The 24,047-nt window shown below is 40.1% G+C and carries 34 protein-coding genes; 32 read left to right on the forward strand and 2 right to left on the reverse strand.

All coding sequences use genetic code 11. From position 1 onward, the window contains the following. The first annotated feature begins 27 nt into the window (after positions 1-27). The 28 genes from rpsS to truA all read left to right on the forward strand — a co-directional run bounded on the left by rpsS (position 28) and on the right by truA (position 14,992). Positions 28-306: a 30S ribosomal protein S19 gene (rpsS, locus tag A5849_RS01615; RefSeq protein WP_086309917.1), complete on the forward strand. Its 279-nt coding sequence runs from the start codon at positions 28-30 to the stop codon at positions 304-306. 22 nt (positions 307-328) lie between these two features. Beyond that, complete coding sequence (rplV, locus tag A5849_RS01620) at positions 329-676, forward strand: 50S ribosomal protein L22 (RefSeq protein WP_002290452.1); 348 nt, start codon at positions 329-331, stop codon at positions 674-676. Between the two features lie 13 nt (positions 677-689). Then, the gene (gene rpsC / locus A5849_RS01625) at positions 690-1,346 is read left to right on the forward strand and encodes a 30S ribosomal protein S3 (protein ID WP_002288659.1); all 657 of its coding nucleotides are present in this window, start codon (positions 690-692) and stop codon (positions 1,344-1,346) included. 2 nt (positions 1,347-1,348) lie between these two features. Further along, positions 1,349-1,783 (forward strand): 50S ribosomal protein L16, encoded by a 435-nt coding sequence (gene rplP, locus A5849_RS01630; protein WP_002288661.1) that lies wholly within the window; start codon positions 1,349-1,351, stop codon positions 1,781-1,783. After that, complete coding sequence (rpmC, locus tag A5849_RS01635) at positions 1,773-1,961, forward strand: 50S ribosomal protein L29 (RefSeq protein ID WP_002288664.1); 189 nt, start codon at positions 1,773-1,775, stop codon at positions 1,959-1,961. The genes rplP and rpmC overlap by 11 nt, the downstream gene beginning before the upstream one ends. A gap of 24 nt (positions 1,962-1,985) precedes the next feature. After that, complete coding sequence (gene rpsQ / locus A5849_RS01640; protein ID WP_002288668.1) at positions 1,986-2,252, forward strand: 30S ribosomal protein S17; 267 nt, start codon at positions 1,986-1,988, stop codon at positions 2,250-2,252. A gap of 57 nt (positions 2,253-2,309) precedes the next feature. Next, on the forward strand, positions 2,310-2,678 hold the full coding sequence (rplN, locus tag A5849_RS01645; protein ID WP_002288669.1) for a 50S ribosomal protein L14: 369 nt from the start codon (positions 2,310-2,312) through the stop codon (positions 2,676-2,678). A 36-nt stretch (positions 2,679-2,714) separates the two neighbouring features. Beyond that, positions 2,715-3,023: a 50S ribosomal protein L24 gene (gene rplX, locus A5849_RS01650; protein WP_002288670.1), complete on the forward strand. Its 309-nt coding sequence runs from the start codon at positions 2,715-2,717 to the stop codon at positions 3,021-3,023. A 27-nt stretch (positions 3,024-3,050) separates the two neighbouring features. Next, entirely contained in the window at positions 3,051-3,590 is a 540-nt protein-coding gene (gene rplE / locus A5849_RS01655; RefSeq protein ID WP_002288671.1) for a 50S ribosomal protein L5, read from the forward strand. 18 nt (positions 3,591-3,608) lie between these two features. Beyond that, positions 3,609-3,794, forward strand: a complete 186-nt coding sequence (locus A5849_RS01660; protein ID WP_002288673.1) for a type Z 30S ribosomal protein S14 — start codon at positions 3,609-3,611, stop codon at positions 3,792-3,794. Between the two features lie 35 nt (positions 3,795-3,829). Beyond that, complete coding sequence (gene rpsH / locus A5849_RS01665) at positions 3,830-4,228, forward strand: 30S ribosomal protein S8 (protein WP_002288675.1); 399 nt, start codon at positions 3,830-3,832, stop codon at positions 4,226-4,228. A 31-nt stretch (positions 4,229-4,259) separates the two neighbouring features. Beyond that, positions 4,260-4,796 (forward strand): 50S ribosomal protein L6, encoded by a 537-nt coding sequence (gene rplF / locus A5849_RS01670; RefSeq protein ID WP_086309918.1) that lies wholly within the window; start codon positions 4,260-4,262, stop codon positions 4,794-4,796. 160 nt (positions 4,797-4,956) lie between these two features. Beyond that, positions 4,957-5,313 carry a 50S ribosomal protein L18 gene (gene rplR, locus A5849_RS01675; RefSeq protein WP_002288679.1) on the forward strand — a complete coding sequence of 119 codons (357 nt, stop codon included), beginning with the start codon at positions 4,957-4,959 and terminating at the stop codon, positions 5,311-5,313. A 20-nt stretch (positions 5,314-5,333) separates the two neighbouring features. Further along, entirely contained in the window at positions 5,334-5,834 is a 501-nt protein-coding gene (gene rpsE, locus A5849_RS01680; protein WP_002288681.1) for a 30S ribosomal protein S5, read from the forward strand. A gap of 14 nt (positions 5,835-5,848) precedes the next feature. Further along, positions 5,849-6,028, forward strand: a complete 180-nt coding sequence (gene rpmD / locus A5849_RS01685; RefSeq protein ID WP_002290455.1) for a 50S ribosomal protein L30 — start codon at positions 5,849-5,851, stop codon at positions 6,026-6,028. A 42-nt stretch (positions 6,029-6,070) separates the two neighbouring features. Next, complete coding sequence (gene rplO / locus A5849_RS01690) at positions 6,071-6,511, forward strand: 50S ribosomal protein L15 (RefSeq protein ID WP_002288687.1); 441 nt, start codon at positions 6,071-6,073, stop codon at positions 6,509-6,511. Continuing rightward, on the forward strand, positions 6,511-7,806 hold the full coding sequence (secY, locus tag A5849_RS01695; RefSeq protein ID WP_002288688.1) for a preprotein translocase subunit SecY: 1,296 nt from the start codon (positions 6,511-6,513) through the stop codon (positions 7,804-7,806). The genes rplO and secY overlap by 1 nt, the downstream gene beginning before the upstream one ends. Positions 7,807-7,867: 61 nt before the next feature. Beyond that, positions 7,868-8,515, forward strand: coding sequence for an adenylate kinase (locus A5849_RS01700; protein WP_002288690.1), 648 nt, complete (start codon positions 7,868-7,870; stop codon positions 8,513-8,515). Between the two features lie 190 nt (positions 8,516-8,705). Then, positions 8,706-8,924 (forward strand): translation initiation factor IF-1, encoded by a 219-nt coding sequence (gene infA / locus A5849_RS01705; RefSeq protein ID WP_002288695.1) that lies wholly within the window; start codon positions 8,706-8,708, stop codon positions 8,922-8,924. Positions 8,925-8,956: 32 nt separating this feature from the next. Further along, positions 8,957-9,073: a 50S ribosomal protein L36 gene (gene rpmJ / locus A5849_RS01710; protein WP_002288710.1), complete on the forward strand. Its 117-nt coding sequence runs from the start codon at positions 8,957-8,959 to the stop codon at positions 9,071-9,073. Between the two features lie 17 nt (positions 9,074-9,090). Beyond that, on the forward strand, positions 9,091-9,456 hold the full coding sequence (gene rpsM / locus A5849_RS01715; RefSeq protein WP_002288713.1) for a 30S ribosomal protein S13: 366 nt from the start codon (positions 9,091-9,093) through the stop codon (positions 9,454-9,456). Between the two features lie 27 nt (positions 9,457-9,483). Beyond that, positions 9,484-9,873 carry a 30S ribosomal protein S11 gene (gene rpsK / locus A5849_RS01720; protein WP_002288714.1) on the forward strand — a complete coding sequence of 130 codons (390 nt, stop codon included), beginning with the start codon at positions 9,484-9,486 and terminating at the stop codon, positions 9,871-9,873. A gap of 79 nt (positions 9,874-9,952) precedes the next feature. Continuing rightward, positions 9,953-10,891 carry a DNA-directed RNA polymerase subunit alpha gene (locus A5849_RS01725; protein WP_002288715.1) on the forward strand — a complete coding sequence of 313 codons (939 nt, stop codon included), beginning with the start codon at positions 9,953-9,955 and terminating at the stop codon, positions 10,889-10,891. Positions 10,892-10,918: 27 nt separating this feature from the next. Continuing rightward, positions 10,919-11,299: a 50S ribosomal protein L17 gene (gene rplQ, locus A5849_RS01730; protein ID WP_002288716.1), complete on the forward strand. Its 381-nt coding sequence runs from the start codon at positions 10,919-10,921 to the stop codon at positions 11,297-11,299. A 271-nt stretch (positions 11,300-11,570) separates the two neighbouring features. Then, positions 11,571-12,410, forward strand: coding sequence for an energy-coupling factor ABC transporter ATP-binding protein (locus tag A5849_RS01735; RefSeq protein ID WP_002290456.1), 840 nt, complete (start codon positions 11,571-11,573; stop codon positions 12,408-12,410). After that, positions 12,386-13,255: an energy-coupling factor ABC transporter ATP-binding protein gene (locus A5849_RS01740; protein WP_002290457.1), complete on the forward strand. Its 870-nt coding sequence runs from the start codon at positions 12,386-12,388 to the stop codon at positions 13,253-13,255. The genes A5849_RS01735 and A5849_RS01740 overlap by 25 nt, the downstream gene beginning before the upstream one ends. Then, positions 13,245-14,042, forward strand: a complete 798-nt coding sequence (locus tag A5849_RS01745; RefSeq protein ID WP_002309837.1) for an energy-coupling factor transporter transmembrane protein EcfT — start codon at positions 13,245-13,247, stop codon at positions 14,040-14,042. The genes A5849_RS01740 and A5849_RS01745 overlap by 11 nt, the downstream gene beginning before the upstream one ends. A gap of 203 nt (positions 14,043-14,245) precedes the next feature. Beyond that, entirely contained in the window at positions 14,246-14,992 is a 747-nt protein-coding gene (gene truA, locus A5849_RS01750) for a tRNA pseudouridine(38-40) synthase TruA (RefSeq protein ID WP_002290460.1), read from the forward strand. Positions 14,993-15,319: 327 nt separating this feature from the next. Here truA and A5849_RS01755 read toward each other — a convergent pair whose 3' ends face one another. Then, positions 15,320-17,989, reverse strand: a complete 2,670-nt coding sequence (locus A5849_RS01755; protein WP_002313939.1) for a YfhO family protein — start codon at positions 17,987-17,989, stop codon at positions 15,320-15,322. A 238-nt stretch (positions 17,990-18,227) separates the two neighbouring features. After that, the gene (rpmB, locus tag A5849_RS01760) at positions 18,228-18,416 is read right to left on the reverse strand and encodes a 50S ribosomal protein L28 (RefSeq protein WP_002290463.1); all 189 of its coding nucleotides are present in this window, start codon (positions 18,414-18,416) and stop codon (positions 18,228-18,230) included. Between the two features lie 269 nt (positions 18,417-18,685). Here rpmB and A5849_RS01770 point away from each other — a divergent pair, with 269 nt between their 5' ends. The 4 genes from A5849_RS01770 (at position 18,686) to plsX (ending at position 23,986) form a co-directional block, all read left to right on the forward strand. Further along, positions 18,686-19,048 carry an Asp23/Gls24 family envelope stress response protein gene (locus A5849_RS01770; protein WP_002290464.1) on the forward strand — a complete coding sequence of 121 codons (363 nt, stop codon included), beginning with the start codon at positions 18,686-18,688 and terminating at the stop codon, positions 19,046-19,048. Positions 19,049-19,099: 51 nt separating this feature from the next. After that, positions 19,100-20,782, forward strand: coding sequence for a DAK2 domain-containing protein (locus A5849_RS01775; protein WP_002290465.1), 1,683 nt, complete (start codon positions 19,100-19,102; stop codon positions 20,780-20,782). 117 nt (positions 20,783-20,899) lie between these two features. After that, the gene (gene recG / locus A5849_RS01780) at positions 20,900-22,936 is read left to right on the forward strand and encodes an ATP-dependent DNA helicase RecG (protein ID WP_002336161.1); all 2,037 of its coding nucleotides are present in this window, start codon (positions 20,900-20,902) and stop codon (positions 22,934-22,936) included. Between the two features lie 48 nt (positions 22,937-22,984). Further along, a complete protein-coding gene (gene plsX / locus A5849_RS01785) occupies positions 22,985-23,986 on the forward strand; it encodes a phosphate acyltransferase PlsX (protein ID WP_002290467.1) in 1,002 nt (333 codons plus the stop codon). The last annotated feature ends 61 nt before the right edge of the window (positions 23,987-24,047 follow it).

The following is a 24,047-nucleotide window of genomic DNA, read 5'->3' on the forward strand; positions in this document are numbered from 1 at the left end:
GTCGCACATTTTGAGAGGAGGTTCACCATGAGTCGTAGTTTAAAGAAAGGACCTTTTGTCGATGAGCATTTAATGAAAAAAGTTGAAGCTCAAGCAGGGGTTGAAAAGAAAAAAGTTATCAAAACTTGGTCACGCCGTTCAACAGTTTTCCCAAGTTTTGTTGGATATACCATCGCAGTTTATGATGGACGTAAACATGTACCAGTTTACATCCAAGAAGACATGGTAGGACACAAATTAGGTGAATTTGCACCTACAAGAACTTATCGTGGACATGCTGCTGACGATAAGAAAACGAAACGCTAATTTGAGGGGAGGATAAATCCAAATGGCAGAACAAATCACATCAGCTAAAGCAACTGCAAAAACAGTTCGCACTTCACCTCGAAAAGCCCGTTTAGTAATTGACCTTATCAGAGGTAAAAGTGTCGCAGATGCAATTTCAATCTTGAAATTCACACCAAACAAATCTGCTGGAATCATTGAAAAAGTATTGATGTCAGCAGTTGCGAATGCAGAAAATAACTTTGACTTAGATGTTGAAAACTTGGTAGTAACCGAAGCTTTTGTTAACGAAGGACCTACAATGAAACGTTTCCGTCCTCGTGCAAAAGGATCAGCTTCTCCAATCAACAAACGTACAAGTCATATCACGGTAGTCGTATCAGAAAAATAAGGAGGGATAATCAGTGGGTCAAAAAGTACATCCAATTGGAATGCGTGTAGGCATCATCCGCGACTGGGATGCTAAATGGTATGCTGAAAAAGAGTATGCTGAGTTCTTACACGAAGATTTAAGAATCCGTAAATTTATTTCAACTAAACTTGCTGATGCTGCTGTATCAACAGTTGAAATCGAACGTGCAACAGGTCGCGTAAACATTTCAATTCACACAGCTAAACCAGGTATGGTTATTGGTAAAGGCGGTTCTGAAGTCGAAAGCCTAAGAAAAGAATTAAACAAATTAACTGGTAAAAGAATCCACATCAACATCGTGGAAATCAAAAAACCAGATCTAGATGCAAAATTAGTAGGTGAAGGAATCGCACGTCAATTAGAAAACCGTGTTGCTTTCCGTCGCGCTCAAAAACAAGCGATCCAACGCTCAATGCGTGCTGGCGCTCAAGGTATCAAAACTCAAGTATCTGGTCGTCTAAACGGAGCAGATATCGCTCGTTCAGAAGGATACTCAGAGGGAACTGTTCCTCTTCATACTTTACGTGCGGACATTGATTACGCATGGGAAGAAGCAGATACAACATACGGAAAACTAGGAGTTAAAGTGTGGATCTATCGTGGAGAAATTCTTCCAACTAAAAAAAACACTGAGAAAGGAGGGAAATAATCATGTTAGTACCTAAACGTGTAAAACACCGTCGTGAATTCCGCGGAAAAATGCGCGGGGAAGCTAAAGGCGGAAAAGAAGTAGCATTCGGTGAATACGGTTTGCAAGCTGTTGATTCACATTGGATCACAAACCGCCAAATCGAAGCTGCTCGTATCGCAATGACTCGTTACATGAAACGTGGTGGGAAAGTATGGATTAAAATTTTCCCTCACAAATCTTATACTGCCAAAGCAATTGGGGTACGTATGGGTTCTGGTAAAGGGGCACCTGAAGGATGGGTTGCACCAGTAAAACGTGGTAAAATCATGTTTGAAATCGCAGGCGTTCCTGAAGAAGTAGCTCGTGAAGCGTTACGTCTAGCTTCTCACAAATTACCAATGAAAACTAAGATCGTAAAACGTGAGGAAATGGGTGGTGAATCGAATGAAGGTTAAAGAAATCAGAGAATTAACCACTGCCGAAATGCTTGATCAAGAAAAACAATTAAAAGAAGAATTGTTTAATCTTAGATTCCAATTAGCAACAGGTCAATTAGAAAACACTGCACGTATTAAAGAAGTACGTAAATCGATTGCACGCATCAAAACTGTGTTGCGTGAACAAGCTAAGTAATTATGGAAGGAGGCCATTAAGCGTATGACTGAAGGAAGAAATCAACGCAAAGTTTATCAAGGTCGCGTGGTTTCAGACAAAATGGATAAAACAATTACCGTTGCTGTCGAAACAAAGAAAAACCACCCTATCTATGGCAAACGCATGAACTATTCTAAGAAATACAAAGTGCATGATGAAAACAACACAGCAAAAGTTGGCGACATCGTGAGAATTATGGAAACTCGTCCATTATCAGCTACAAAACGTTTCCGTTTGTTGGAAGTAGTCGAAGAAGCAGTTATTATCTAATAACACGAGATTTTCCTATATAGATTGAATGCAAAATCTGAAAGGAGGATACACAACGTGATCCAAGCAGAAAGTCGTTTAAAAGTCGCTGATAACTCAGGCGCACGTGAAATTTTGACGATCAAAGTCCTTGGTGGATCTGGTCGTAAAACTGCTAACATCGGTGATGTGATCGTTGCTACGGTTAAACAAGCAACGCCAGGTGGGGTTGTCAAAAAAGGTGACGTCGTTAAAGCCGTTATCGTTCGAACAAAATCAGGAGCTCGTCGTACAGACGGTTCATATATTAAATTTGATGAAAATGCTGCAGTGATTATTCGTGATGATAAAAGCCCTCGTGGAACACGTATCTTTGGGCCAGTTGCACGTGAACTACGTGAAAACAACTTCATGAAGATCGTTTCACTAGCACCAGAAGTTTTATAATCTTGAGACACTTATCAAAGGAGGTGCGAAACAGTTATGTTTGTTAAAAAAGGCGATAAAGTTAAAGTTATCACTGGAAAAGACAAAAACAAAGAAGGCGTTGTACTAGCAGCGTTCCCGAAAAAAGATAAAGTTATTGTCGAAGGTGTAAATGTCGTTAAAAAACACCAAAAACCTTCTCAAGCTGCTCCTCAAGGTGGAATTGTTGAGATGGAAGCGCCAATTCATGTTTCTAACGTGATGGTGGTTGACTCTACTGGTGTAGCTGGCCGAGTTGGCTACAAAGAAGTAGACGGCAAAAAAGTCCGTGTTTCTAAAAAAACCGGTGAAGTTTTAGATAAATAAAAGTTTAAGGAAGGAGGGTCTTACTGAATGAACCGCCTAAAAGAAAAATATCTTAAAGAAGTAACTCCATCATTGATGGAAAAATTTAACTATAGCTCTGTTATGCAAACACCTAAAGTTGAAAAAATCGTCATCAACATGGGTGTTGGTGATGCGGTATCAAACGCTAAAAACTTAGATAAAGCAGTTGAAGAATTAACTTTGATCACTGGTCAAAAACCAATGATTACAAAAGCTAAAAAATCAATCGCTGGATTCCGTTTACGTGAAGGAATGCCAATTGGTGCAAAAGTTACATTGCGCGGAGAAAGAATGTACGAATTCTTAGACAAATTGGTTTCAGTTTCACTACCACGTGTACGTGACTTCCATGGTGTAAGTAAAAAAGCCTTTGACGGTCGTGGAAACTATACTTTAGGTATTAAAGAACAATTGATCTTCCCAGAAGTAGATTATGATTTAGTAGATAAAGTACGTGGTATGGACATCGTTATTGTAACAACAGCAAACTCTGATGAAGAATCTCGTGAGTTGTTGACACAATTAGGCATGCCATTCCAAAAATAATTAAAGGAGGCGAACTACGTGGCTAAAAAATCAATGATTGCTAAAAACAAACGTCCTGCAAAATTTTCAACACAAGCTTATACTCGTTGCGAACGTTGCGGACGTCCACATTCAGTTTATCGTAAGTTCCATCTTTGCCGTATTTGCTTCCGCGAACTTGCCTATAAAGGTCAAATTCCCGGCGTGAAGAAAGCTAGCTGGTAAAAAGTAAATTCGCATAAGAAGGAGGTAAAAGATCAATGGTCATGACAGATCCAATTGCAGATTTTCTAACTCGTATCCGTAACGCAAACATGGTTAAACATGAGTCTTTAGAAGTACCTGCATCAAAAATTAAACGTGACATCGCTGAAATCTTGAAACGTGAAGGTTTCGTTCGTGATGTTGAATACATCGAAGATGACAAACAAGGCGTGATCCGTGTTTTCCTAAAATTTGGTAAAAACGGCGAACGTGTTATCACAAACTTAAAACGTATCTCTAAACCAGGTTTGCGTGCTTATGTCAAAGCTGACGAAGTACCAAAAGTATTGAACGGTTTAGGTATCGCAATCATTTCGACTTCTGAAGGTGTTGTCACTGATAAAGAAGCTCGTGAAAAAAATATCGGCGGCGAAGTTATCGCTTACGTATGGTAATCAAGTAGAATCTACAAGGAGGTGTCTTTAAGTGAGCCGTATCGGAAATAAAGTCGTTGTTATCCCTGAAGGAGTAACAGTTACTCAAGAAGGAAACAACGTTACAGTTAAAGGACCAAAAGGTGAATTGACTCGTACTTTCTCAGCAGATATCAAAATGAATATCGAAGGAAACGAAGTGACTTTCACTCGTCCAAACGACAGTAAAGAAATGAAAACAATTCATGGAACAACTCGTGCGAACTTCAACAACATGGTTGTAGGTGTCAGCGAAGGTTTCCATAAAGCGTTAGAACTAATCGGGGTTGGGTACCGTGCACAATTACAAGGATCAAAACTTGTATTGAACGTTGGTTACTCACATCCAGTAGAAATCACACCACCAGCTGGAGTAACTGTTGAAGTACCAGCTAACACACAAGTAATTGTTAAAGGTGCGAACAAAGAAGAAGTTGGCGAATTAGCTGCAAATATTCGTGGAACTCGTCCTCCAGAACCTTATAAAGGTAAAGGTATTCGTTATGTTGGCGAATATGTACGCCGTAAAGAAGGTAAAACTGGTAAATAATCGTTTAGAAAAATTGCATAGAAGCCAGCAGCAGGAAAAAGGCATTTGGCTGAAGTTTACCTTCAAAAAAATAAATTTTTACTTGTGCCGCAGCTTCTATTTTTCGAAACGTATTTACTGCTTGAAATAGTAGTACAATAAAAATAAAGAGGTGACAATTGTGATTACAAAACCAGATAAGAACAAAACACGTCAAAAGAGACATCGTCGTGTACGTAACAATATCTCTGGTACTGCTGAGCGCCCACGCTTGAACGTTTTTCGTTCTAACAAAAACATCTACGCTCAAATTATTGATGACGTAGCGGGTGTAACGCTAGCAAGTGCCTCTACCTTGGATAAAGAAATTTCAGGTGGAACAAAAACAGAAGCAGCACAAGCTGTCGGTAAACTAGTTGCTGAACGTGCAGCTGAAAAAGGCATTAAAGTAGTAGTCTTTGACCGTGGTGGATACCTTTACCATGGCCGTGTGCAAGCTTTAGCTGAAGCTGCTCGCGAAAATGGACTAGAATTTTAGAAGAAGGAGGAATACCATTCATGGTTTATATCGATCCAAAACATTTGGAATTAGAAGACCGCGTTGTTGCAATTAACCGTGTAACAAAAGTTGTTAAAGGTGGACGTCGTCTACGTTTTGCTGCTTTAGTTGTTGTCGGTGACAAAAACGGACACGTAGGATTTGGTACAGGTAAAGCTCAAGAAGTTCCTGAAGCAATCCGTAAAGCAATTGAAGATGCGAAGAAAAACTTAGTTGAAGTACCTATGGTTGGTTCAACAATCCCACACGAAGTAATCGGTGCTTTTAGTGGTGGTAGAATCCTAATGAAACCTGCTGTAGAAGGTTCTGGGGTTGCTGCTGGCGGACCAGTTCGTGCCGTATTAGAATTAGCTGGGGTAGCAGATATCACTTCTAAATCTTTAGGCTCAAATACACCAATCAACGTTGTTCGCGCAACAGTTGAAGGTTTGAAACAATTGAAACGTGCAGAAGAAGTTGCAGAACTTCGCGGCAAATCAGTTGAAGAATTAATCGGATAAGGAGGACAACAATAATGGCTGAATTAAAAGTTACTTTAAAACGCAGTATTATCGGACGTCCTCAAAACCAACGCGATACAGTTAAAGCGTTAGGTCTTACAAAGATTAACAGTTCAGTGGTTAAGCCTTCTAATGAAGCAATTAAAGGCATGATCAATACTGTTTCTCACCTAGTGGACGTTGAAGAAGTTTAATTAAAAAAATCAGAACTAGAATATTAAGGAGGTGCTAAACCTATGAAACTTCATGAATTAAAACCTGCTGAAGGTTCACGCCAAGTACGTAACCGTGTTGGTCGTGGTACTTCATCTGGTAACGGAAAAACTGCCGGACGCGGACAAAAAGGACAAAAAGCCCGTTCAGGCGGTGGTGTGCGTTTAGGATTTGAAGGGGGACAAACACCATTGTTCCGTCGTTTACCAAAACGAGGATTCACAAACGTGAACCGTAAAGACTATGCAGTCATCAATCTTGATGTATTGAACCGCTTTGAAGACGGAGCTGAAGTAACTCCTGTTGCTTTAGTTGAAGCTGGAATCGTGAAAAACGAAAAAGCTGGAATCAAAGTATTAGCTAATGGGGAACTAAACAAGAAATTAACTGTGAAAGCAGCAAAATTCTCTAAAGCAGCTCAAGAAGCAATTGAAGCGGCTGGTGGATCAATCGAGGTGATCTAATGTTTAGACTATTAAAAGATGCTTTTAAAGTAAAAGACATTAGATCGAAAATCCTATTTACTGTATTTGTGTTGTTTGTATTTCGCCTAGGTGCACATATCACTGTACCAGGCGTAAATGCTGCTTCATTGCAAAACCTTTCTTCTTTGCCATTTTTCAACATGTTGAACTTGGTAAGTGGTAGTGCGATGCAAAACTTCTCCATTTTCTCAATGGGGGTTTCACCATACATTACTGCTTCTATCGTCATTCAGCTTCTTCAAATGGACATCGTGCCTCGATTTGTTGAATGGTCGAAACAAGGGGAAGTTGGTCGTAAAAAATTGAATCAAGCCACTCGATATCTGACATTAGTATTGGCATTTATCCAATCTGTCGGTATCACTGCTGGATTCAATCAATACGCTCAATTAGGTTTCGTGAATAATCCTAATGTAGCAACTTACGTAACGATCGGTTTGATTCTAACAGCCGGTACGATGTTTGTTACTTGGCTAGGAGAACAGATCACAGAAAAAGGTATCGGAAATGGCGTATCAATGATCATTTTTGCAGGTATCATTTCTAGATTGCCTGAAAGTATCAGAGAAATTTATGAAGATTACTTTATAAATATCGATCCTTCAGACATATGGAAATCTGCTATTTTTGTGGCCATTTTATTAGTAGCGGTCTTATTGATCGTGACATTCGTAACATTTTTCCAACAAGCTGAACGCAAGATCCCGATTCAATATACGAAACGCGTCGCTGGCGCGCCTACAAGCAGCTATCTGCCGTTGAAAGTAAATGCAGCTGGAGTTATTCCAGTTATCTTTGCTAGTTCGTTTATTGCTACGCCAAATGCTGTTTTACAAGCATTGAGTGGTAGATTCGGTTCTGAAAACTGGTATAAAGTGATGATGGAGATCTTTAACTATAATACAGCACCTGGTGCTACGATTTATACGATTCTGATCGTTGCCTTCACTTTCTTCTACGCCTTTGTACAAGTAAACCCTGAGAAATTAGCGGAAAACTTGCAAAAGCAAGGAAGTTATATACCAAGCGTACGCCCTGGTAAGGGGACTGAAGAGTATGTCTCAAGATTACTGATGCGCTTAAGTACAGTTGGTGCAGTCTTCCTTGGTTTAGTGGCATTGCTTCCAATCATTGCTCAAATGGTTTGGGATCTTCCACAATCAATCGGATTAGGCGGTACAAGCTTACTGATCGTTATCGGTGTAGCTTTAGAAACTGCGAAACAGTTAGAAGGCTTAATGCTGAAACGTAAATATGTTGGATTCATTGAGTAAGAAAGCGTGTTGAGGTTCTTCCTCAACACACGTTCTCACACATTTATTAGGAGGGAAAACAATGAACCTCATTTTAATGGGGCTGCCAGGCGCAGGTAAAGGAACACAAGCTGAAAAAATCATTGACGCTTATGGTATTCCGCACATCTCAACAGGAGATATGTTCCGCGCAGCGATGCAAAACGAAACAGCTCTTGGCCTGGAAGCAAAGTCTTATATGGATAAAGGTGCATTAGTTCCTGATGAAGTAACAAATGGAATCGTGAAAGAGCGACTAGCTGAACCAGATACAGAGAAAGGCTTCTTATTAGACGGCTTTCCACGTACACTAGATCAAGCAAAAGCTCTGGACGCAATGCTAAAAGATTTGAATAAAAAAATTGATGCTGTCATCGATATCCATGTTGGTGAAGAAATCTTGGTCGAACGTCTAGCCGGCCGATTTATCTGCAGCAATTGTGGAGCAACTTACCATAAAATTTTCAACCCTACAAAAGTTGAAGACACATGTGATCGTTGCGGTGGGCATGAATTCTATCAAAGAGAAGATGATAAACCTGAGACGGTTAAAAATCGTCTGGCTATCAACATCAAAAATAGTGAACCAATCTTGGCTTATTATAAAGAACAAGGTTTGCTAAACACTATTGATGGTGCTCGTGAAATCGATGCTGTATTTGCAGATGTACAAAAAATCATTGAAAAATAGCACGATTGCCCGTAGCCGACTTGCATTATGCAGTTACTCTTGTCAAGTTCAATAAATTATGATAGAATATGTCAGTCCGACTTCTAGAGAATCCTCTAGATGATCCATTTTGAGAATTTTGAGGTGGGAACTGCAGTTTCCGCCATTTTATCGTGTGAAAATGCGAAACAAGTACAAGGAGGTACTGTGCGTGGCAAAAGAAGATATGATTGAAGTCGAAGGTACAGTCGTCGAAACTTTGCCGAATGCAATGTTTAAAGTTGAACTAGAAAACGGACACCAAGTTCTTGCTACTGTTTCAGGTAAAATTCGTATGCATTACATCCGTATCTTACCTGGTGACAAAGTAACGGTTGAATTGTCTCCATACGATCTTAACCGTGGCCGTATTACTTATCGCTTTAAATAATTGTACTCCGTAAAACTACAGGAGGTATTATCATGAAAGTAAGACCATCAGTAAAACCAATGTGCGAACATTGTAAAGTAATTCGTCGTAAAGGACGCGTTATGGTGATTTGCCCAGCAAATCCAAAACATAAACAACGTCAAGGATAATTGGAGGTGCTATAAATATGGCTCGTATTGCAGGAGTAGATATTCCTCGTGATAAACGTGTGGTAGTTTCACTTACTTATATCTATGGTATTGGTAACACTACTGCTAAAAAGATCTTAGCTGATGCTGGTGTATCTGAAGATGTTCGCGTTCGTGAATTAACGAATGAACAAACAGATGCTATCCGTGCGGAAGTAGATAAATTAAAAGTTGAAGGGGATCTTCGTCGTGAAGTGAACTTGAACATCAAACGTTTGATGGAAATCGGTTCTTACCGTGGAATCCGTCATCGCCGTGGATTGCCTGTTCGTGGACAAAACACGAAAAACAATGCACGTACTCGTAAAGGCCCAGCTCGCGCTATCGCTGGCAAGAAAAAATAATTCTTAAGTGAAGGAGGTTAAAACTTCATGGCAGCAAAAAAAGTGAATCGTAAACGCCGTGTGAAGAAGAATATAGAAGCAGGTATTGCACATATCCATTCTACATTCAATAACACTATCATCATGATCACTGATACTCACGGAAATGCATTAGCGTGGTCATCAGCTGGTTCATTAGGTTTCAAAGGAAGCAAAAAATCAACTCCTTTTGCCGCTCAAATGGCAGCAGAAACTGCTACAAAAGCAGCAATGGAACACGGATTAAAGACTGTTGAAGTAACAGTTAAAGGACCTGGTTCTGGACGTGAAGCAGCAATTCGTTCATTACAAGCTACAGGTTTAGAAGTGACTGCAATTCGTGACGTGACTCCAGTTCCTCATAATGGTGCCCGCCCTCCAAAACGCCGTCGTGTTTAATGAGTGCCGCTCATTTTGAGTTTTATCAGTAACGTCATTGAACAAGACACTTTTCGTTTTGAAAGGGGTAAAGATAAGAATGATTGAGTTCGAAAAACCAAGAATCGCAAAAATTGATGAAGAAAAAGATTATGGCAAGTTCATCGTTGAACCTCTTGAAAGAGGGTATGGGACTACTTTAGGGAATTCCCTACGTCGTATTTTATTATCTTCTTTGCCAGGTGCTGCCATCACTAATATTCAAATCGATGGTGTACTGCATGAATTCTCTACCATCAAAGGTGTTAGAGAAGACGTCACTCAAATCATCTTGAACATTAAAGGCTTAGCGCTGAAAATGTATGGCCAAGAAGAAAAAACCCTTGAAATCGATATTACCGGACCTGCTACAGTAACTGCTGGCGATATTATCGTTGATAGTGATGTAGAAATTCTTAACAAAGATATGTACATCTGTAGTGTCTCTGAAGGAGCTACGTTCCATGCTCGCTTAACAGTGAAACCTGGACGTGGTTATGTTCAAGCAGATGAAAATAAAAAAGAAGATATGCCAATTGGCGTTCTTCCAGTCGATTCAATCTACACACCTGTTCGTCGTGTGAACTATCAAGTTGAGAACACACGTGTTGGACACCGTGAAGATTTTGATAAATTGACGATGGAGATTTGGACAGATGGTTCAATCGAACCGTTGGAAGCAATGAGTTTATCTGCGAAAATCATGACTGAACATTTGGATATTTTTGTGAACTTAACTGATGAAGCAAAAAATGCTGAAATCATGGTCGAAAAAGAAGAAACACAAAAAGAAAAAATGTTGGAAATGACGATCGAAGAGTTAGACTTGTCTGTTCGCTCTTACAATTGTTTGAAACGTGCAGGAATCAATACTGTACAAGAACTTACAAATAAATCTGAGCCTGAAATGATCAAAGTCCGTAATTTAGGACGTAAGTCATTAGAAGAAGTTAAAGCAAAATTGCACGACTTAGGTTTAGGTTTACGTAAAGAAGATTAAAACCTTTTACGAAGGAGGGAAACCAACGTGAGTTATCGTAAACTAGGACGCACATCTAGCCAACGTAAAGCGATGTTGCGTGATTTAACAACTGATTTATTAATCAACGAACGTATTGTGACTACTGAAGCTCGTGCGAAAGAAGTTCGCTCAACTGCAGAAAAAATGATCACTTTAGGTAAACGCGGAGATTTGCATGCACGTCGTCAAGCTGCGGCTTTCGTACGTAATGAAGTTGCCAGCGTGCGTGAAGAAAATGAGGACATCGTCATTGAATCAGCTTTACAAAAACTATTCAACGATATTGCACCTCGTTACGCAGAACGTCAAGGCGGATACACACGCATTTTGAAGACAGAACCAAGACGCGGTGATGGTGCACCAATGGTTGTCTTAGAACTTGTCTAAAATCACACTAATAACATCACTTTATAGATGATTCTTTTAGAGTGTTATGATGTTGGAAGATATTTTTCCGAGTCTAGCTCAGCGCTGCTCCTCAAGCGAATATCGCTTGGGGAGTAAGCACTCATCATAAAGTGTTTTTTTATACCTTCAATTAACTGTCATGACATCTCTGCTTGAAGGCATAAAAAAACATTTTAAGCGAGAAATAATTGAAAATTTTGTCTTTTTTTGATAGTGTTAGTAGGAACTTTAGGATGAAGAAGGAGTAATCATGGAGCCAATTATTGAATTAGAGAAAATAAATTATAAATACCAGCCAGATGATCTTCGCCCCGCATTGAAAGATGTCTCCTTTACAATTGATAAAGGTGAGTGGATCGCTATTATTGGACACAATGGTTCAGGAAAATCGACACTTGCCAAAACAATCAATGGGCTACTTCTGCCAGAATCAGGGGTCGTGAAAGTCGGAAATCAAGTATTGGATGAAGAAAACATTTGGACGATCCGGCAAATGGTTGGAATGGTTTTTCAAAATCCAGACAATCAGTTCGTTGGTTCGACAGTAGAAGATGACGTTGCGTTTGGTCTTGAAAATCAAGGGATTCCCAGAGAAGAAATGCTGATACGTGTGAAAGATGCACTTGAGAAAGTTAGAATGGCTGAGTTTGCTACACGCGAGCCTGCTCGTTTATCAGGAGGACAAAAACAACGTGTTGCTATTGCCGGCGTGGTTGCCTTACGACCTGATATCATTATTTTAGATGAAGCAACAAGTATGCTAGATCCAGAAGGTCGTGAAGAAGTGATTTCTACGATCAAGAAGATCAAAGAAGAAAGTCAATTGACCGTTATATCTATCACTCACGATATTGATGAAGCAGCTAATGCCAATCGGATATTAGTGATGAGGCAAGGAGAACTTGTCCGTGAAGGTACACCAAAAGAAATCTTTTCTGCGGGACCCGAACTGATTGATTTAGGTCTAGATCTACCATTTCCTGAAAAACTGAAGCGTGCACTGAAAGAACGCGGGGTAGATGTGCCAAGTGAATATATGACAGAAGAAAGGATGGTGGATTGGTTATGGACATCCGTTTTGAACAAGTAGACTTCACTTATCAGCCGAATACACCCTTTGAACAACGAGCCTTATTTGACATCAATATGACGATCAAAGAAAACAGTTATACAGCATTAGTAGGGCATACCGGAAGCGGGAAATCAACTTTACTCCAACATTTGAATGCGCTTGTTAAGCCAACAAGCGGTACCGTCCATATTGGAGAACGCGACATTCAGCCAGATACGGATAATAAAAATCTAAAGCCGATCCGAAAAAAAGTCGGCATCGTCTTTCAGTTTCCAGAAGCACAGCTATTCGAAGAAACGGTGGCAAAAGATATTGCCTTCGGTCCTAAAAACTTTGGTGTCAGTGAAGAAGAAGCGCTGATACTAGCAAAAGAAACGTTAGAACAAGTTGGACTGGATGAAAGCTATTTGGACCGTTCACCATTTGAACTTTCAGGAGGGCAAATGCGTAGAGTAGCAATCGCTGGTGTGCTTGCCATGAAGCCTGAAGTACTTGTATTGGACGAACCAACGGCAGGGCTTGATCCTCAGGGCAGAAAAGAAATGATGGAGATGTTTTGGCGTCTTCATAAGGAACAACAGATTACTATTGTTTTAGTGACGCATTTAATGGATGATGTAGCCAATTTTGCAGACTATGTCTATGTACTGGAGAAGGGGCGAATCGTTAATAGCGGGCAGCCTCAAGAGGTTTTTCAAAACATCAAATGGCTAAAAGAAAAACAGTTAGGCGTACCTACTGCCACAGAATTTGCAGAAGAATTAATGGCTAAAGGGATGGACTTCACTACCTTACCTTTGACAGCTGAAGAATTAGCAGACGCCATCGTCCATTCTGCTGGAGGAAATGCCCATGATGAATAAATTGATATTTGGTCGTTATATGCCAGGAGATTCCTTGATCCATCAATTGGATCCCCGAGCCAAATTATTAGCCAGTTTTTATTTTATTGGTATCATTTTTTTAGCAAATAATTGGGAAACATATCTTGTATTGGCAGTTTTCACATTATTTTCTGTCTTCTTATCAAAAGTAGACTTGAAATTTTTTATCCGAGGTATTCGCCCATTGATTTGGCTGATCCTCTTTACTGTAGCTTTGCAAATCTTGTTCACCAGCGGAGGAGAAACTTATTGGAGTTGGGGTGTTTTCCATATCACTGAATTTGGTGTGATGAACGGTCTCTTTATTTTCTGCCGATTCGTGTTGATTATTTTTATGTCGACGCTACTCACGCTTACTACACCGCCTTTGGAATTATCTGATGCGATTGAGTACTTGCTTCGTCCATTGAAAGCCGTACGGTTCCCAGTCCACGAAATTTCTTTGATGCTGTCGATTGCTCTTCGTTTTGTGCCTACATTGATGGATGAAACAGAAAAGATCATGAACGCTCAGCGCGCGCGTGGTGTTGACTTTGGTGAAGGCAATCTAGTTCAGAAAATGAAAGCAGTCATTCCTTTGCTGATTCCTTTATTTGTCAGCAGTTTCAACCGAGCGGAAGATCTTGCGACCGCTATGGAAGCAAGGGGCTACAAGGGCGGGGAAGGAAGAACGAAATATCGTGTCTTGCATTGGCATAATAGAGACACGATGGTTATCATTGCTTTTATATTATTAACCGTGCTGCTGATCTTTTTAAGAGGATAAACGTTCAGTGGACCGCTATCTATCCTTTTCTTGCTAATCTATTTGCAAGAAAGTATGCGAGCAGTGTATGACAAGAAACATTAGGGTCTGTGGCAGACTAATGTCACAGGCCTCTTTCTTTTATTTGAAAAAAAGAACAAACAACATTATCTGGAAAAACCACTATTTCTAGACAACTTTTTAGAAACAAAGGAGAGAAAACCATGGTACGTTACAAAGCAATCATTGCATACGACGGAACAAATTTCAATGGGTTCCAGAAACAGCCAAATGGACGTACTGTTCAAGAAGAAGTAGAAAAAACATTACAAAAAATGGCAAATGGGAAAGAAATCACGGTCTTTGGTTCGGGAAGGACAGATGCCGGAGTACATGCAATCGGGCAAGTGATCCATTTTGATTATCCAGAAGAACGCCCGTTAGAACGAATGCGTTTTGCGTTAGATACCCAGTCACCAGAGGATATCGCTGTAAGACAAGTAGAAATCGTTTCAGAAGAATTCCATGCAAGATATTTGGTCAAAGAAAAAACTTATCAATTTCGAGTAGATATAGGGAAACCACGCAGTCCTTTTCGACGCCATTATGCAAGTTATTTTCCTTACCCCCTTGATTTGGAAAAAATTCAGCGGGCACTTCCTGATTTATTAGGGACCCACGATTTCACCTCTTTTTGTGCATCAGGAAGCTCGATAGAGGATAAAGTACGTACGATCTACGAGGCTAAGATGGAGGTTAATGAAACAAAAGACGAATTGTTGTTTACTTTTAGGGGAAATGGCTTCTTGTATAAGATGATACGGATCTTAGTAGGAACGCTTTTGAAAATTGGCAATGGCCGATTGCCTGAAGATAGTATCCCAGATATTATTGCGAAAAAAGATCGTAATGCAGCAGGACCTACAGCACACCCTGAAGGACTTTATTTGTATGAAGTGAAATATGAATAAGAGGTTGTGAAAAAGCGGTTCTGCATCAAGTAATAAGAACAGCCAAACCAAAATAGTTTCTCATATTTTGCCATTTGTTGAGCTAATACCGAAGGACAGTTGATTGAACACTGTTTAAGGAAGAGGTTGTGAGCCTGCCATTTAGCTCTGAGTCACAAGAAACAATTTCAAAAAACAGCTTCTCACGTTTGATGAATATCACAACTTGTGAACGAAGCATGGATAAGTGAACCTTCTTTTTGCCACACTACTTTTTTGTAACTAAAAACGATGGAACGTTGTTTTGATTGCCCTTGGCAGACAGTCTGAACAGGTTCCATCGTTTCTTTATTTTCTTCGTCTTCTTCTGTGTGTATTTCGCGGTTTTTCTTCTATTGTTGGATCAATCGTGCCATAGAAGGGTTGATTGCGGTCAAGGTACCAGACATAGAGAATAAACAATGCAATGCATAGTACAAAAAGGATTGCACCTATTATAAATCCTTCAGGCAAGTAGCTGAAAGTAACCGTGTGTTTACCTGCTGGAACTTTTAGCATCAAGAATGCGTTTTTGAAGTTGCTGACTTTGACTGGCTTCCCATCGATTTCGGCTTTCCATCCTTTGTCGTAAGGAATAGTTGTCACCAACATAGAATCTTCTGCGGTATCTACAGTTCCAGAAGCTTTTCTGCCAGAGGCTTCCATTTCGACACCTTTTTCTTTGATCTGATTCATTGCGGCTTGATAGGCTACAACATCTAGACCAACGACTTTCGGCTCCATGAAACTTACTTCTTTCGTCCCATAAAAACTTGCAGTAAATGTCACCGTTGTCTCTTGGGGATAATAGCCAAGATCATAGTATTGTCCAGAAATATTGATTTGCGTTTTCCTCGATGTACCATTGACAGTAATCGTTGCACTAGAACTTTCTAATTGTGCAAAATTGGTTGGGAACAAACTTAAGTAAGCTTGTGTATTTGCAGGTACATGGACTTCCCATGTGAGCTCTTTCGGTTGATTGTCTGCCGTCTCTGAATAAGTCACACCAGTCGTTGTTTTTGTGATTGTCGTATTTAACTGATTCTTCAAAGTAGGCGTATAGAATGTAAAATACTGTTCATTTAGACCAGATAATGTATTGATCAAGTTTGTCTGACTAGTTAAATTATCTGTTACGGGCTGCTCAATATCATTAACGGATAACGGTGCGGTAAATGCCAGTGGCAATGCATTGACATTCTGATACAGTGTATAGTCGCCGCTTTGACCAGCTTGGCGGAAGCCATATTTGCTGAACGTGCTTTCGTTCTTAGAAATGTTGTATTTGATCCCTGTAAAGCCATCCATCAGCAAAGTATTATTATTGTAACGGATATTCAAATTTGTCCCTCTTGAACGAAACCCTAATGTATCCAGATAAGAGGAAGAATTACGATTTCTTATAGAAGAAAACAAGCTGATGCCACTGTAACCGTAGTTGATCGAATCGTTTGGCGATACCGGATCCAGATTTTCTAAGCGGTAAAACGAGTCAGAATCTTCTTTTGTTTCATTTACAAGAGCTTTCAAGTCAGGAGAAGGATCCGTATACAAACTGCGGGAAGCATAATTCCAATCATCAAGGATACCATGGATCATGCTGTTCGTATTGACTAGAGCCTCAGCAGACATGATCAATAACAACAATATACTTAGATGATTGAAGGAAAGTTTTTTATGCTGATAAAATCCCACAGCAAAAGCATAGATCCCTAAGAAAACAACTGTCAATACAAAGGAAGTCATCGTCACATAGGTGTAGCTTCCTTCAGGTTTGATGCCCCATGCCACCGCAAAGAGAGCAGCTACGACCAAAATGATTCCTAACAACAGCCCACGATCGTCTTGTTCTATCTTTTCCCATCCTTTTCCTGCAAGCAGGAGAACTAAGAAAGAGAACAGATAGGCATAACGGAATAAAAACATATTCGGTGCATGCATACCATGCCAGAACAAATTCAATGGGACAAGATAAAAACTTGCGATAAGTATGGCGAAAAGACCACCGTACAAAAACTTATTTTTCAACGGTACTTTCCGACTGGCAAAATAAAACAAGCAAAGGACCAACGGAAGTAGACCTGCGTAAATGAACGGAATCGAACCGTATTTTGTGGTGTCATAAACACCAATCATGTTTTTCATGATCAGATCCAGATAAGAAGTCGCTTCTGTTTTCAACGTAGTGATTTGACTCAATGCTTCGCCATTTGAGCGAAGATCCAGTACTGCTGGCAATACAATGATCATTGAAGCGCCGCCTGCCAGTAAAGAAGTGATCCCATAAGGAACAATCGATTTTTTGTATTCTGACCAGTTTGTCAATAGACGGGCAATAAAATATAAGAAAGAAAAGACACCAATCATGAAGCCCATATAAAAACTGGATAGAAACAAGAGCAAATAGCTGATGAATAAAAGTTTCGGCCGTTTCAGATCCATGACACGATGAATCCCCAAAATCACTAATGGAAGATAAACAAATGCATCCAGCCACATGATGATCTCCGAATGTGCAGTAATGAATGAGATCAATGCGTAACTGACGCTAAGTGCAACATGCCCCCAGCGAGGAATCTTGAACGTGCGTGCAAGAAACCAAAAAGCTAATCCGGCACAGCCGACTTTAAGTAAAGTCAGAACATAAAGTGCATCTGGCATCATCTGGTTTGGAAAGAAGAAAACCAGTGGCGTGAAGATCCCGCCGAGATAATAAGAAATCAAAGATAGATAATTCAAGCCCAGAGAAGCATTCCATGTATAGAAAATACTTTGCTTTCCAAGAAGGACATTTCGGAAGCTTGCATGAAAATTAGAAAATTGTGAAAAGGCATCACTTGCCAAAATACTTCTGCTGCTCCCAGGATAGATCCCGATACTTAAATAAACAAGTGCTAAAATCAAAAACGGAATCAGGAAACTAGCTGCTGCGTAGCGTCCGTTTTCTCTAAAGAATGACTTTAAGTTTTTTTTCATATTTATTTTCCACCAAATTTCTATGAAGTTGTATTTAGTTTATCATATCCTTGTTTTTCTCTGCTTAAAAAGAGTCTAGTTTTCATAAAAAAATAAAATTTGGGAATAAATAACTTCACAATTTGTTCGTATAACAAAAATAAACACAAAAAAAGGGGAGGAATCAAAAATTCCACCCGCCAAAATTTTTATTAAATAAAAAACCGTTCACTATCTGAACGGTCCAAGTATCATTCAATTAAACGCGTTCAACTTTTCCTGATTTCAAAGCACGAGTTGACACCCAAACTTTTTTAGGTTTTCCGTCGACCATAACGCGAACTTTTTGTAAGTTAGGTTTAACAGTACGTTTTGTTGAGTTCATAGCGTGTGAACGGTTGTTTCCACTTTTTGTCTTGCGACCTGTAAAGTAACAAACTTTTGCCATGGTAATTTCCTCCTTTGCCTTGATTTGGAGCAATAGAATAATTCAGCTCATACCAGACTAACATATCATATAGATTGGAAATTTGCAAGTACATTTTCATGGATACAATTGACATTTGTGAAGAATAATTGTAAATTAAACAGGGTTATACCTGAAATTTTGCAAGGTTTTTGAGTACTTTGGGTAACTGCCTTTTATTTCAAGTTGCGCTATGATAAAATATGATAGAAGAAAAATGGGAGTATTTTACCCGTTAAGGAGGCTCATTCATGGCTGTAAAAATTCAAACGTCAGCTGGAACCATTGAAATTACCAATGATGTAATTGCAACAGTTGTTGGTGGCGCCGCGACAGATGTGTTCGGTGTTGTAGGAATGGCCAGCAAAAATCAAATTAAAGATAATATTACTGAGATTTTGCGTAAAGAAAATTACTCAAGAGGAGTAGTTGTCCGCCAAGAAGATAATGGTATTGCTGTAGATGTTTATACGATTATCAGCTATGGTACGAAAATCTCTGAAGTTTCTCGCAACGTCCAAGAAAAAGTGAAATACAATCTAGAGGCATTATTAGGTGTAGCTGCCAATTCGGTTAATGTCTTTGTACAAGGTGTTCGTGTACTGCCAGACTAGGCAGGAGACTGGCTGATAACTCAGCAGTCGATCTGAAGGAGGATTATCTAGGTGAGTGTAACAGAAATAAGTGCAAGCCAGTTCCAGGAAATGGTGCAGGCTGGTGCGAATCGTCTGCAAGTAAATGCAGAATACGTCAATTCATTAAATGTATTCCCTGTGCCAGATGGTGATACGGGAACAAATATGAATCTATCTATGACTAGTGGAGCGAAGGCAGTAGTAGATTCAACCTCAGAAAAAGTAGGAGAATTAGCAGCAATGCTTTCAAAAGGATTGTTGATGGGTGCGCGCGGAAATTCCGGCGTTATTTTGTCTCAATTGTTCCGAGGATTTTCTAAGCAAATTCCAGATGTTGTCTCATTAAATGCTTCTGATCTTGCTGCAGCATTCACTCATGGTGTTGAAACTGCGTATAAAGCAGTAATGAAACCAGTAGAAGGAACGATTTTGACAGTAGCTAGAGAAGCAGCAAAAGCTGGAGAAAAGAAAGCTAAGAGTACAGACGATGTCGTTGAAGTGATGACAGCTGTTGTAAAAGGAGCAAAACGTGCTTTAGCTAAAACCCCAGACTTGCTTCCAGTCCTAAAAGAAGTCGGTGTTGTAGACAGTGGAGGACAAGGATTGCTGTTTGTTTATGAGGGCTTTTTAAGCGCATTGAATGGAGAATTCCAAGCGGATGAAACATATGAACCTTCTCCAGCAGAAATGGATGATATGGTCAATGCAGAGCACCATCGCAGTGTCCAAGGACAAATGGCGACAGAAGATATCCATTTTGGTTATTGTACAGAAATCATGGTGAAAATCGGTGAAGGACCTACTGTTGATAGCACGTTCGACTACGAAGAATTCCGTAATTATTTAGATGGTATTGGAGATTCTTTACTTGTGGTCAATGATGACGAGATCATCAAAGTTCACGTGCATACAGAAAACCCAGGAGAAGTCTTGAACTATGGACAAAAATTCGGTTCATTAGTCAAAATCAAAGTCGACAACATGCGCTTGCAGCATGAGACGATTTTGGAACATGATGAAGAAGTGAACGAGTTTGCGAAAAAAGAAACACCACGTATCCCGTATGGTATCGTAGCAATCGCTGCTGGTAAAGGCGTCCAAGAGCTGTTTGAAAGTTTAGGCGCTAATTATGTTATCAGTGGTGGGCAAACAATGAACCCAAGTACGGAAGACATCGTTAAAGCGATCCAAGAAGTGAACGCAGATAAAGTGATTGTCTTACCGAACAACAAAAACATCTTCATGGCAGCTGATCAAGCGGCAGAAGTAGCAGATATCCCAGTAGCAGTCGTTCCTTCAAGAACGATTTCTCAAGGATTGACGGCTATGCTTTCATTCAATGATCAAGCTTCTTTAGAAGAAAACAAAGAAACGATGACAGAAATGTTGTCTAGCGTCGTAAGTGGTCAAGTCACTCACGCAATCAGAGATACCTCAATCGACGGTGTAGAGATCAAAGAAGGCGACTTTTTAGGCATGATTGATGGAAAAATCATGATCTCTAACCCAGATATCACAGCAACAGCGTTAAGTACACTAGAACAAATGATCAATGAGGACACAGAGATCGTAACGATCTTAGCAGGTGATGAAGGAACAGTTGAACAAGCAAATGAATTTGCTGAGAAACTAACAGAAAAACATCCTGATTTGGAAATCGAGATCCACCAAGGAGATCAGCCTGTCTATCCTTATCTATTTTCTGCTGAATAATTCCTGTGACAGAATATCTTTCTAACACAGTATTCATTCATAAAAGGCCTTCGGTTAGTGATCAGGTATGATCACTGACCAAGTCCTTTTTTTGTTAAAGGAGGGAGGAAAAAATATATGCGTTCTTTAGATGATCCAATCACTATGCTGGCAGGAGTCGGAGAAAAAAGAGCAGCTAGTCTTGCCAGCTTGGGTATCCAAACGATTGAAGACTTACTGACTTATTATCCTTTTCGCTACGAAGATATTCAGGAAAGAAATCTAAACGAGATCCAAGATCAAGAAAAGGTTACTTTGAAAGGAATCGTAGTCTCTCCTCCTGTGATGAATCGATTTGGTTATAAAAAAAGCCGATTGCAATTTCGTATGATGCAAGAACATGATGTGTTCAACGTTTCTTTTTTTAATCAACCTTATCTAAAAGAAAAAGTCATTTTATCGGAGGAAATCGCCGTATACGGTAAATGGGATGCAAAGCGTAAAGCCTTGAACGGGATGAAGATTTTAGGTTCTCAAACAATGGATGACTTTTCGCCGATATATCACGTCAATAAATCGATTCGTCAAACGACATTAGTTGATCTAATCAAAAAAGGGTTCCAAGAATACGGCACATTGATCGAAGAAAACCTGCCGAACAACCTTGTGGAGAAATATCGACTACTTGACCGAGCTTCCGCTGTAAGAAGTATGCACTTTCCGAAAAACCACGAAGAAAATCACCAAGCCAAACGACGTGTCGTTTTTGAAGAATTCTTTTTATTTCAAATGCGTCTTCAAGGATTGAAAAAAGCAGAAAAAGCAGAAACAAATGGCTTGGAGATCCTTTATGATGTCCAAAAATTAAAAGAATTTACTCAAAAGCTACCTTTTGAACTGACAAATGCCCAAAAACGAGTAACGAATGAAATCTGTCGGGATCTTCGCAGTCCTCAACATATGCAGCGACTTTTGCAGGGAGATGTAGGTAGCGGAAAAACAGTGGTTGCCGCAATTGCATTATATGCCACCGTTACAGCGGGTTTCCAAGGTGCGTTGATGGTGCCTACCGAAATCTTGGCACAACAGCACATGGAAAGTTTGCAACAGCTGTTTGATCCCAATGAAGTAACGGTCGCATTGCTTACAGGGTCAACGAAAACAAAAGAACGACGTGAACTCCTTGAAAAACTAGAACGAGGAGAAATCAACGTCGTGATCGGTACACATGCATTGATCCAAGATGGAGTTGAATTTCAGAATTTAGGTCTAGTTATTACGGATGAACAGCACCGTTTTGGTGTGAATCAGCGGAAAGTCCTTCGTGAAAAAGGCTGGCGACCTGATGTCTTGTTTATGACAGCCACTCCGATCCCTAGAACGCTAGCTATCACAGCGTACGGTGAAATGGATGTATCGATCATTGATGAACTTCCAGCTGGGCGTATCCCTATTGAAACACGCTGGGTAAGAACACCTCAATTAGACAGTGTACTGGATTGGACAAGGAAAGAACTGGCAAGAGGACATCAAATGTATGTCATCTGTCCACTGATCGAAGAATCAGAAGCATTAGACGTAAAAAACGCAGTGGAAATCTATGAAAAACTTCGTGAACTATTTGCGCCAAAATATGAAGTTGGCTTGTTACATGGTAAAATGAAGAATCAGGAAAAAGAAGTGATCATGGAAGCTTTCAAAGATAACCAGATGCAGATATTAGTTTCTACTACGGTAATAGAAGTAGGGGTAAACGTGCCAAACGCAACCGTCATGCTGATTATGGATGCGGATCGATTTGGTTTGGCACAGCTGCATCAGCTTCGTGGACGTGTTGGACGCGGAAGTGATGCTTCCTACTGTATCTTAGTTGCTAATCCCAAAAATGAACTAGGCGTGGAACGGATGAAAATCATGACAGAGACCACCAATGGTTTTGTACTAAGTGAAAAAGATCTGGAATTACGCGGTCCCGGTGAAGTATTCGGCTTCCGACAATCTGGTTTACCTCAATTTGCGATTGCTGACTTGGTGACGGATGGAAATGTTTTGGAGGTAGCCAGAGAAGAGGCTGCAGCTCTTTGGCAGATAAAGAATTGGCAGATGCTGCCTGAGTATCAGCCTCTAGCACAAAGCCTCCAGATAGAAAATCAGGATAATCGTTATTTCGATTAGCAGACTATGCTATACTTTATAATGATGATGGAAAAAGGAGTGGGAACAATGAAAATTGCCGTAGATGCAATGGGCGGAGATCACGCACCTCAAGCAATTGTAGAAGGCGTGGCTTTAGCTCAGCAAGATTTTCCAGAAGTAGAATTCTTACTTTACGGAAAAGAAGCAGAAATCAAGAAATACTTAACAAATGAAAAAAACATCACGATTATCCATACAGACGAAAAAATCAATAGTGATGATGAGCCAGTAAAAGCGATCCGACGGAAAAAGACTGCTTCAATGGTCCTTGCTGCACAAGCAGTGAAAAACGGCGAAGCGGATGCTATATTTTCAGCAGGGAATACAGGTGCGCTGCTAGCAGCGGGTTTGTTCATCGTAGGACGTATCAAAAATATCGAACGCCCTGGCTTGATGTCTACCTTGCCAGTAGTAGGAAAAGAAGGTGCCGGTTTCGATATGCTGGATCTTGGCGCTAACGCAGAAAATAAACCAGAACATTTGTTGCAATACGGTATTTTAGGTTCTTTCTATGCACGTAAAGTCCGAGGGATCGGACGTCCCCGCGTTGCTCTTTTAAACAACGGAACAGAAGCCACAAAAGGTAGTGAAGTGACGAAAAAAGCCTATGAACTTCTTCAGAATGAAACCAGTTTGAATTTCATTGGAAATGTAGAAGCGCGCGAGTTGCTCAATGGGGTGGCTGACGTAGTAGTCACAGATGGATTTACAGGCAATGCTGTTTTGAAATCCATTGAAGGAACGGCAATGAATATGATGGATCTATTAAAATCCGCTATTCTAAACGAAGGGATCAAAGGGAAAATGGGCGCCATGCTTTTAAAAGACGGCTTGCGTTCTTTAAAATCTGAAATGGATTATTCCAAACATGGCGGAGCTGTTTTGTTTGGCTTGAAAGCACCAGTCATTAAAACCCACGGAGCAACAGGTCCTGATGCTGTCCGCTATACGATCCGCCAAATCCACACGATGCTTGAAACAAATGTAGTAGGGCAGTTAGTCGAACAATTTGAAAAAAGCGAAGAATAATATTCAGATAGCTGAGGCAATCCGGTTCGTTAAAAAAAGGTGGACAATCCTGAAAAATGTC

The organism is Enterococcus sp. 10F3_DIV0382 (genome assembly GCF_002140245.1).
GTDB lineage: Bacteria > Bacillota > Bacilli > Lactobacillales > Enterococcaceae > Enterococcus_B > Enterococcus_B lactis.

Coding starts and splice junctions, on each gene's coding strand:
- rpsS (WP_086309917.1), top strand. CDS start 28: ATGAGTCGTAGTTTAAAGAAAGGACCTTTTGTCGATGAGCATTTAATG.
- rplV (WP_002290452.1), top strand. CDS start 329: ATGGCAGAACAAATCACATCAGCTAAAGCAACTGCAAAAACAGTTCGC.
- rplP (WP_002288661.1), top strand. CDS start 1,349: ATGTTAGTACCTAAACGTGTAAAACACCGTCGTGAATTCCGCGGAAAA.
- rpmC (WP_002288664.1), top strand. CDS start 1,773: ATGAAGGTTAAAGAAATCAGAGAATTAACCACTGCCGAAATGCTTGAT.
- rpsQ (WP_002288668.1), top strand. CDS start 1,986: ATGACTGAAGGAAGAAATCAACGCAAAGTTTATCAAGGTCGCGTGGTT.
- rplX (WP_002288670.1), top strand. CDS start 2,715: ATGTTTGTTAAAAAAGGCGATAAAGTTAAAGTTATCACTGGAAAAGAC.
- rplE (WP_002288671.1), top strand. CDS start 3,051: ATGAACCGCCTAAAAGAAAAATATCTTAAAGAAGTAACTCCATCATTG.
- rpsH (WP_002288675.1), top strand. CDS start 3,830: ATGGTCATGACAGATCCAATTGCAGATTTTCTAACTCGTATCCGTAAC.
- rpsE (WP_002288681.1), top strand. CDS start 5,334: ATGGTTTATATCGATCCAAAACATTTGGAATTAGAAGACCGCGTTGTT.
- rpmD (WP_002290455.1), top strand. CDS start 5,849: ATGGCTGAATTAAAAGTTACTTTAAAACGCAGTATTATCGGACGTCCT.
- rplO (WP_002288687.1), top strand. CDS start 6,071: ATGAAACTTCATGAATTAAAACCTGCTGAAGGTTCACGCCAAGTACGT.
- secY (WP_002288688.1), top strand. CDS start 6,511: ATGTTTAGACTATTAAAAGATGCTTTTAAAGTAAAAGACATTAGATCG.
- A5849_RS01700 (WP_002288690.1), top strand. CDS start 7,868: ATGAACCTCATTTTAATGGGGCTGCCAGGCGCAGGTAAAGGAACACAA.
- rpmJ (WP_002288710.1), top strand. CDS start 8,957: ATGAAAGTAAGACCATCAGTAAAACCAATGTGCGAACATTGTAAAGTA.
- rpsM (WP_002288713.1), top strand. CDS start 9,091: ATGGCTCGTATTGCAGGAGTAGATATTCCTCGTGATAAACGTGTGGTA.
- rpsK (WP_002288714.1), top strand. CDS start 9,484: ATGGCAGCAAAAAAAGTGAATCGTAAACGCCGTGTGAAGAAGAATATA.
- A5849_RS01725 (WP_002288715.1), top strand. CDS start 9,953: ATGATTGAGTTCGAAAAACCAAGAATCGCAAAAATTGATGAAGAAAAA.
- A5849_RS01735 (WP_002290456.1), top strand. CDS start 11,571: ATGGAGCCAATTATTGAATTAGAGAAAATAAATTATAAATACCAGCCA.
- A5849_RS01740 (WP_002290457.1), top strand. CDS start 12,386: ATGGACATCCGTTTTGAACAAGTAGACTTCACTTATCAGCCGAATACA.
- A5849_RS01745 (WP_002309837.1), top strand. CDS start 13,245: ATGATGAATAAATTGATATTTGGTCGTTATATGCCAGGAGATTCCTTG.
- truA (WP_002290460.1), top strand. CDS start 14,246: ATGGTACGTTACAAAGCAATCATTGCATACGACGGAACAAATTTCAAT.
- A5849_RS01755 (WP_002313939.1), bottom strand. CDS start 17,989: ATGAAAAAAAACTTAAAGTCATTCTTTAGAGAAAACGGACGCTACGCA.
- rpmB (WP_002290463.1), bottom strand. CDS start 18,416: ATGGCAAAAGTTTGTTACTTTACAGGTCGCAAGACAAAAAGTGGAAAC.
- A5849_RS01770 (WP_002290464.1), top strand. CDS start 18,686: ATGGCTGTAAAAATTCAAACGTCAGCTGGAACCATTGAAATTACCAAT.
- recG (WP_002336161.1), top strand. CDS start 20,900: ATGCGTTCTTTAGATGATCCAATCACTATGCTGGCAGGAGTCGGAGAA.
- plsX (WP_002290467.1), top strand. CDS start 22,985: ATGAAAATTGCCGTAGATGCAATGGGCGGAGATCACGCACCTCAAGCA.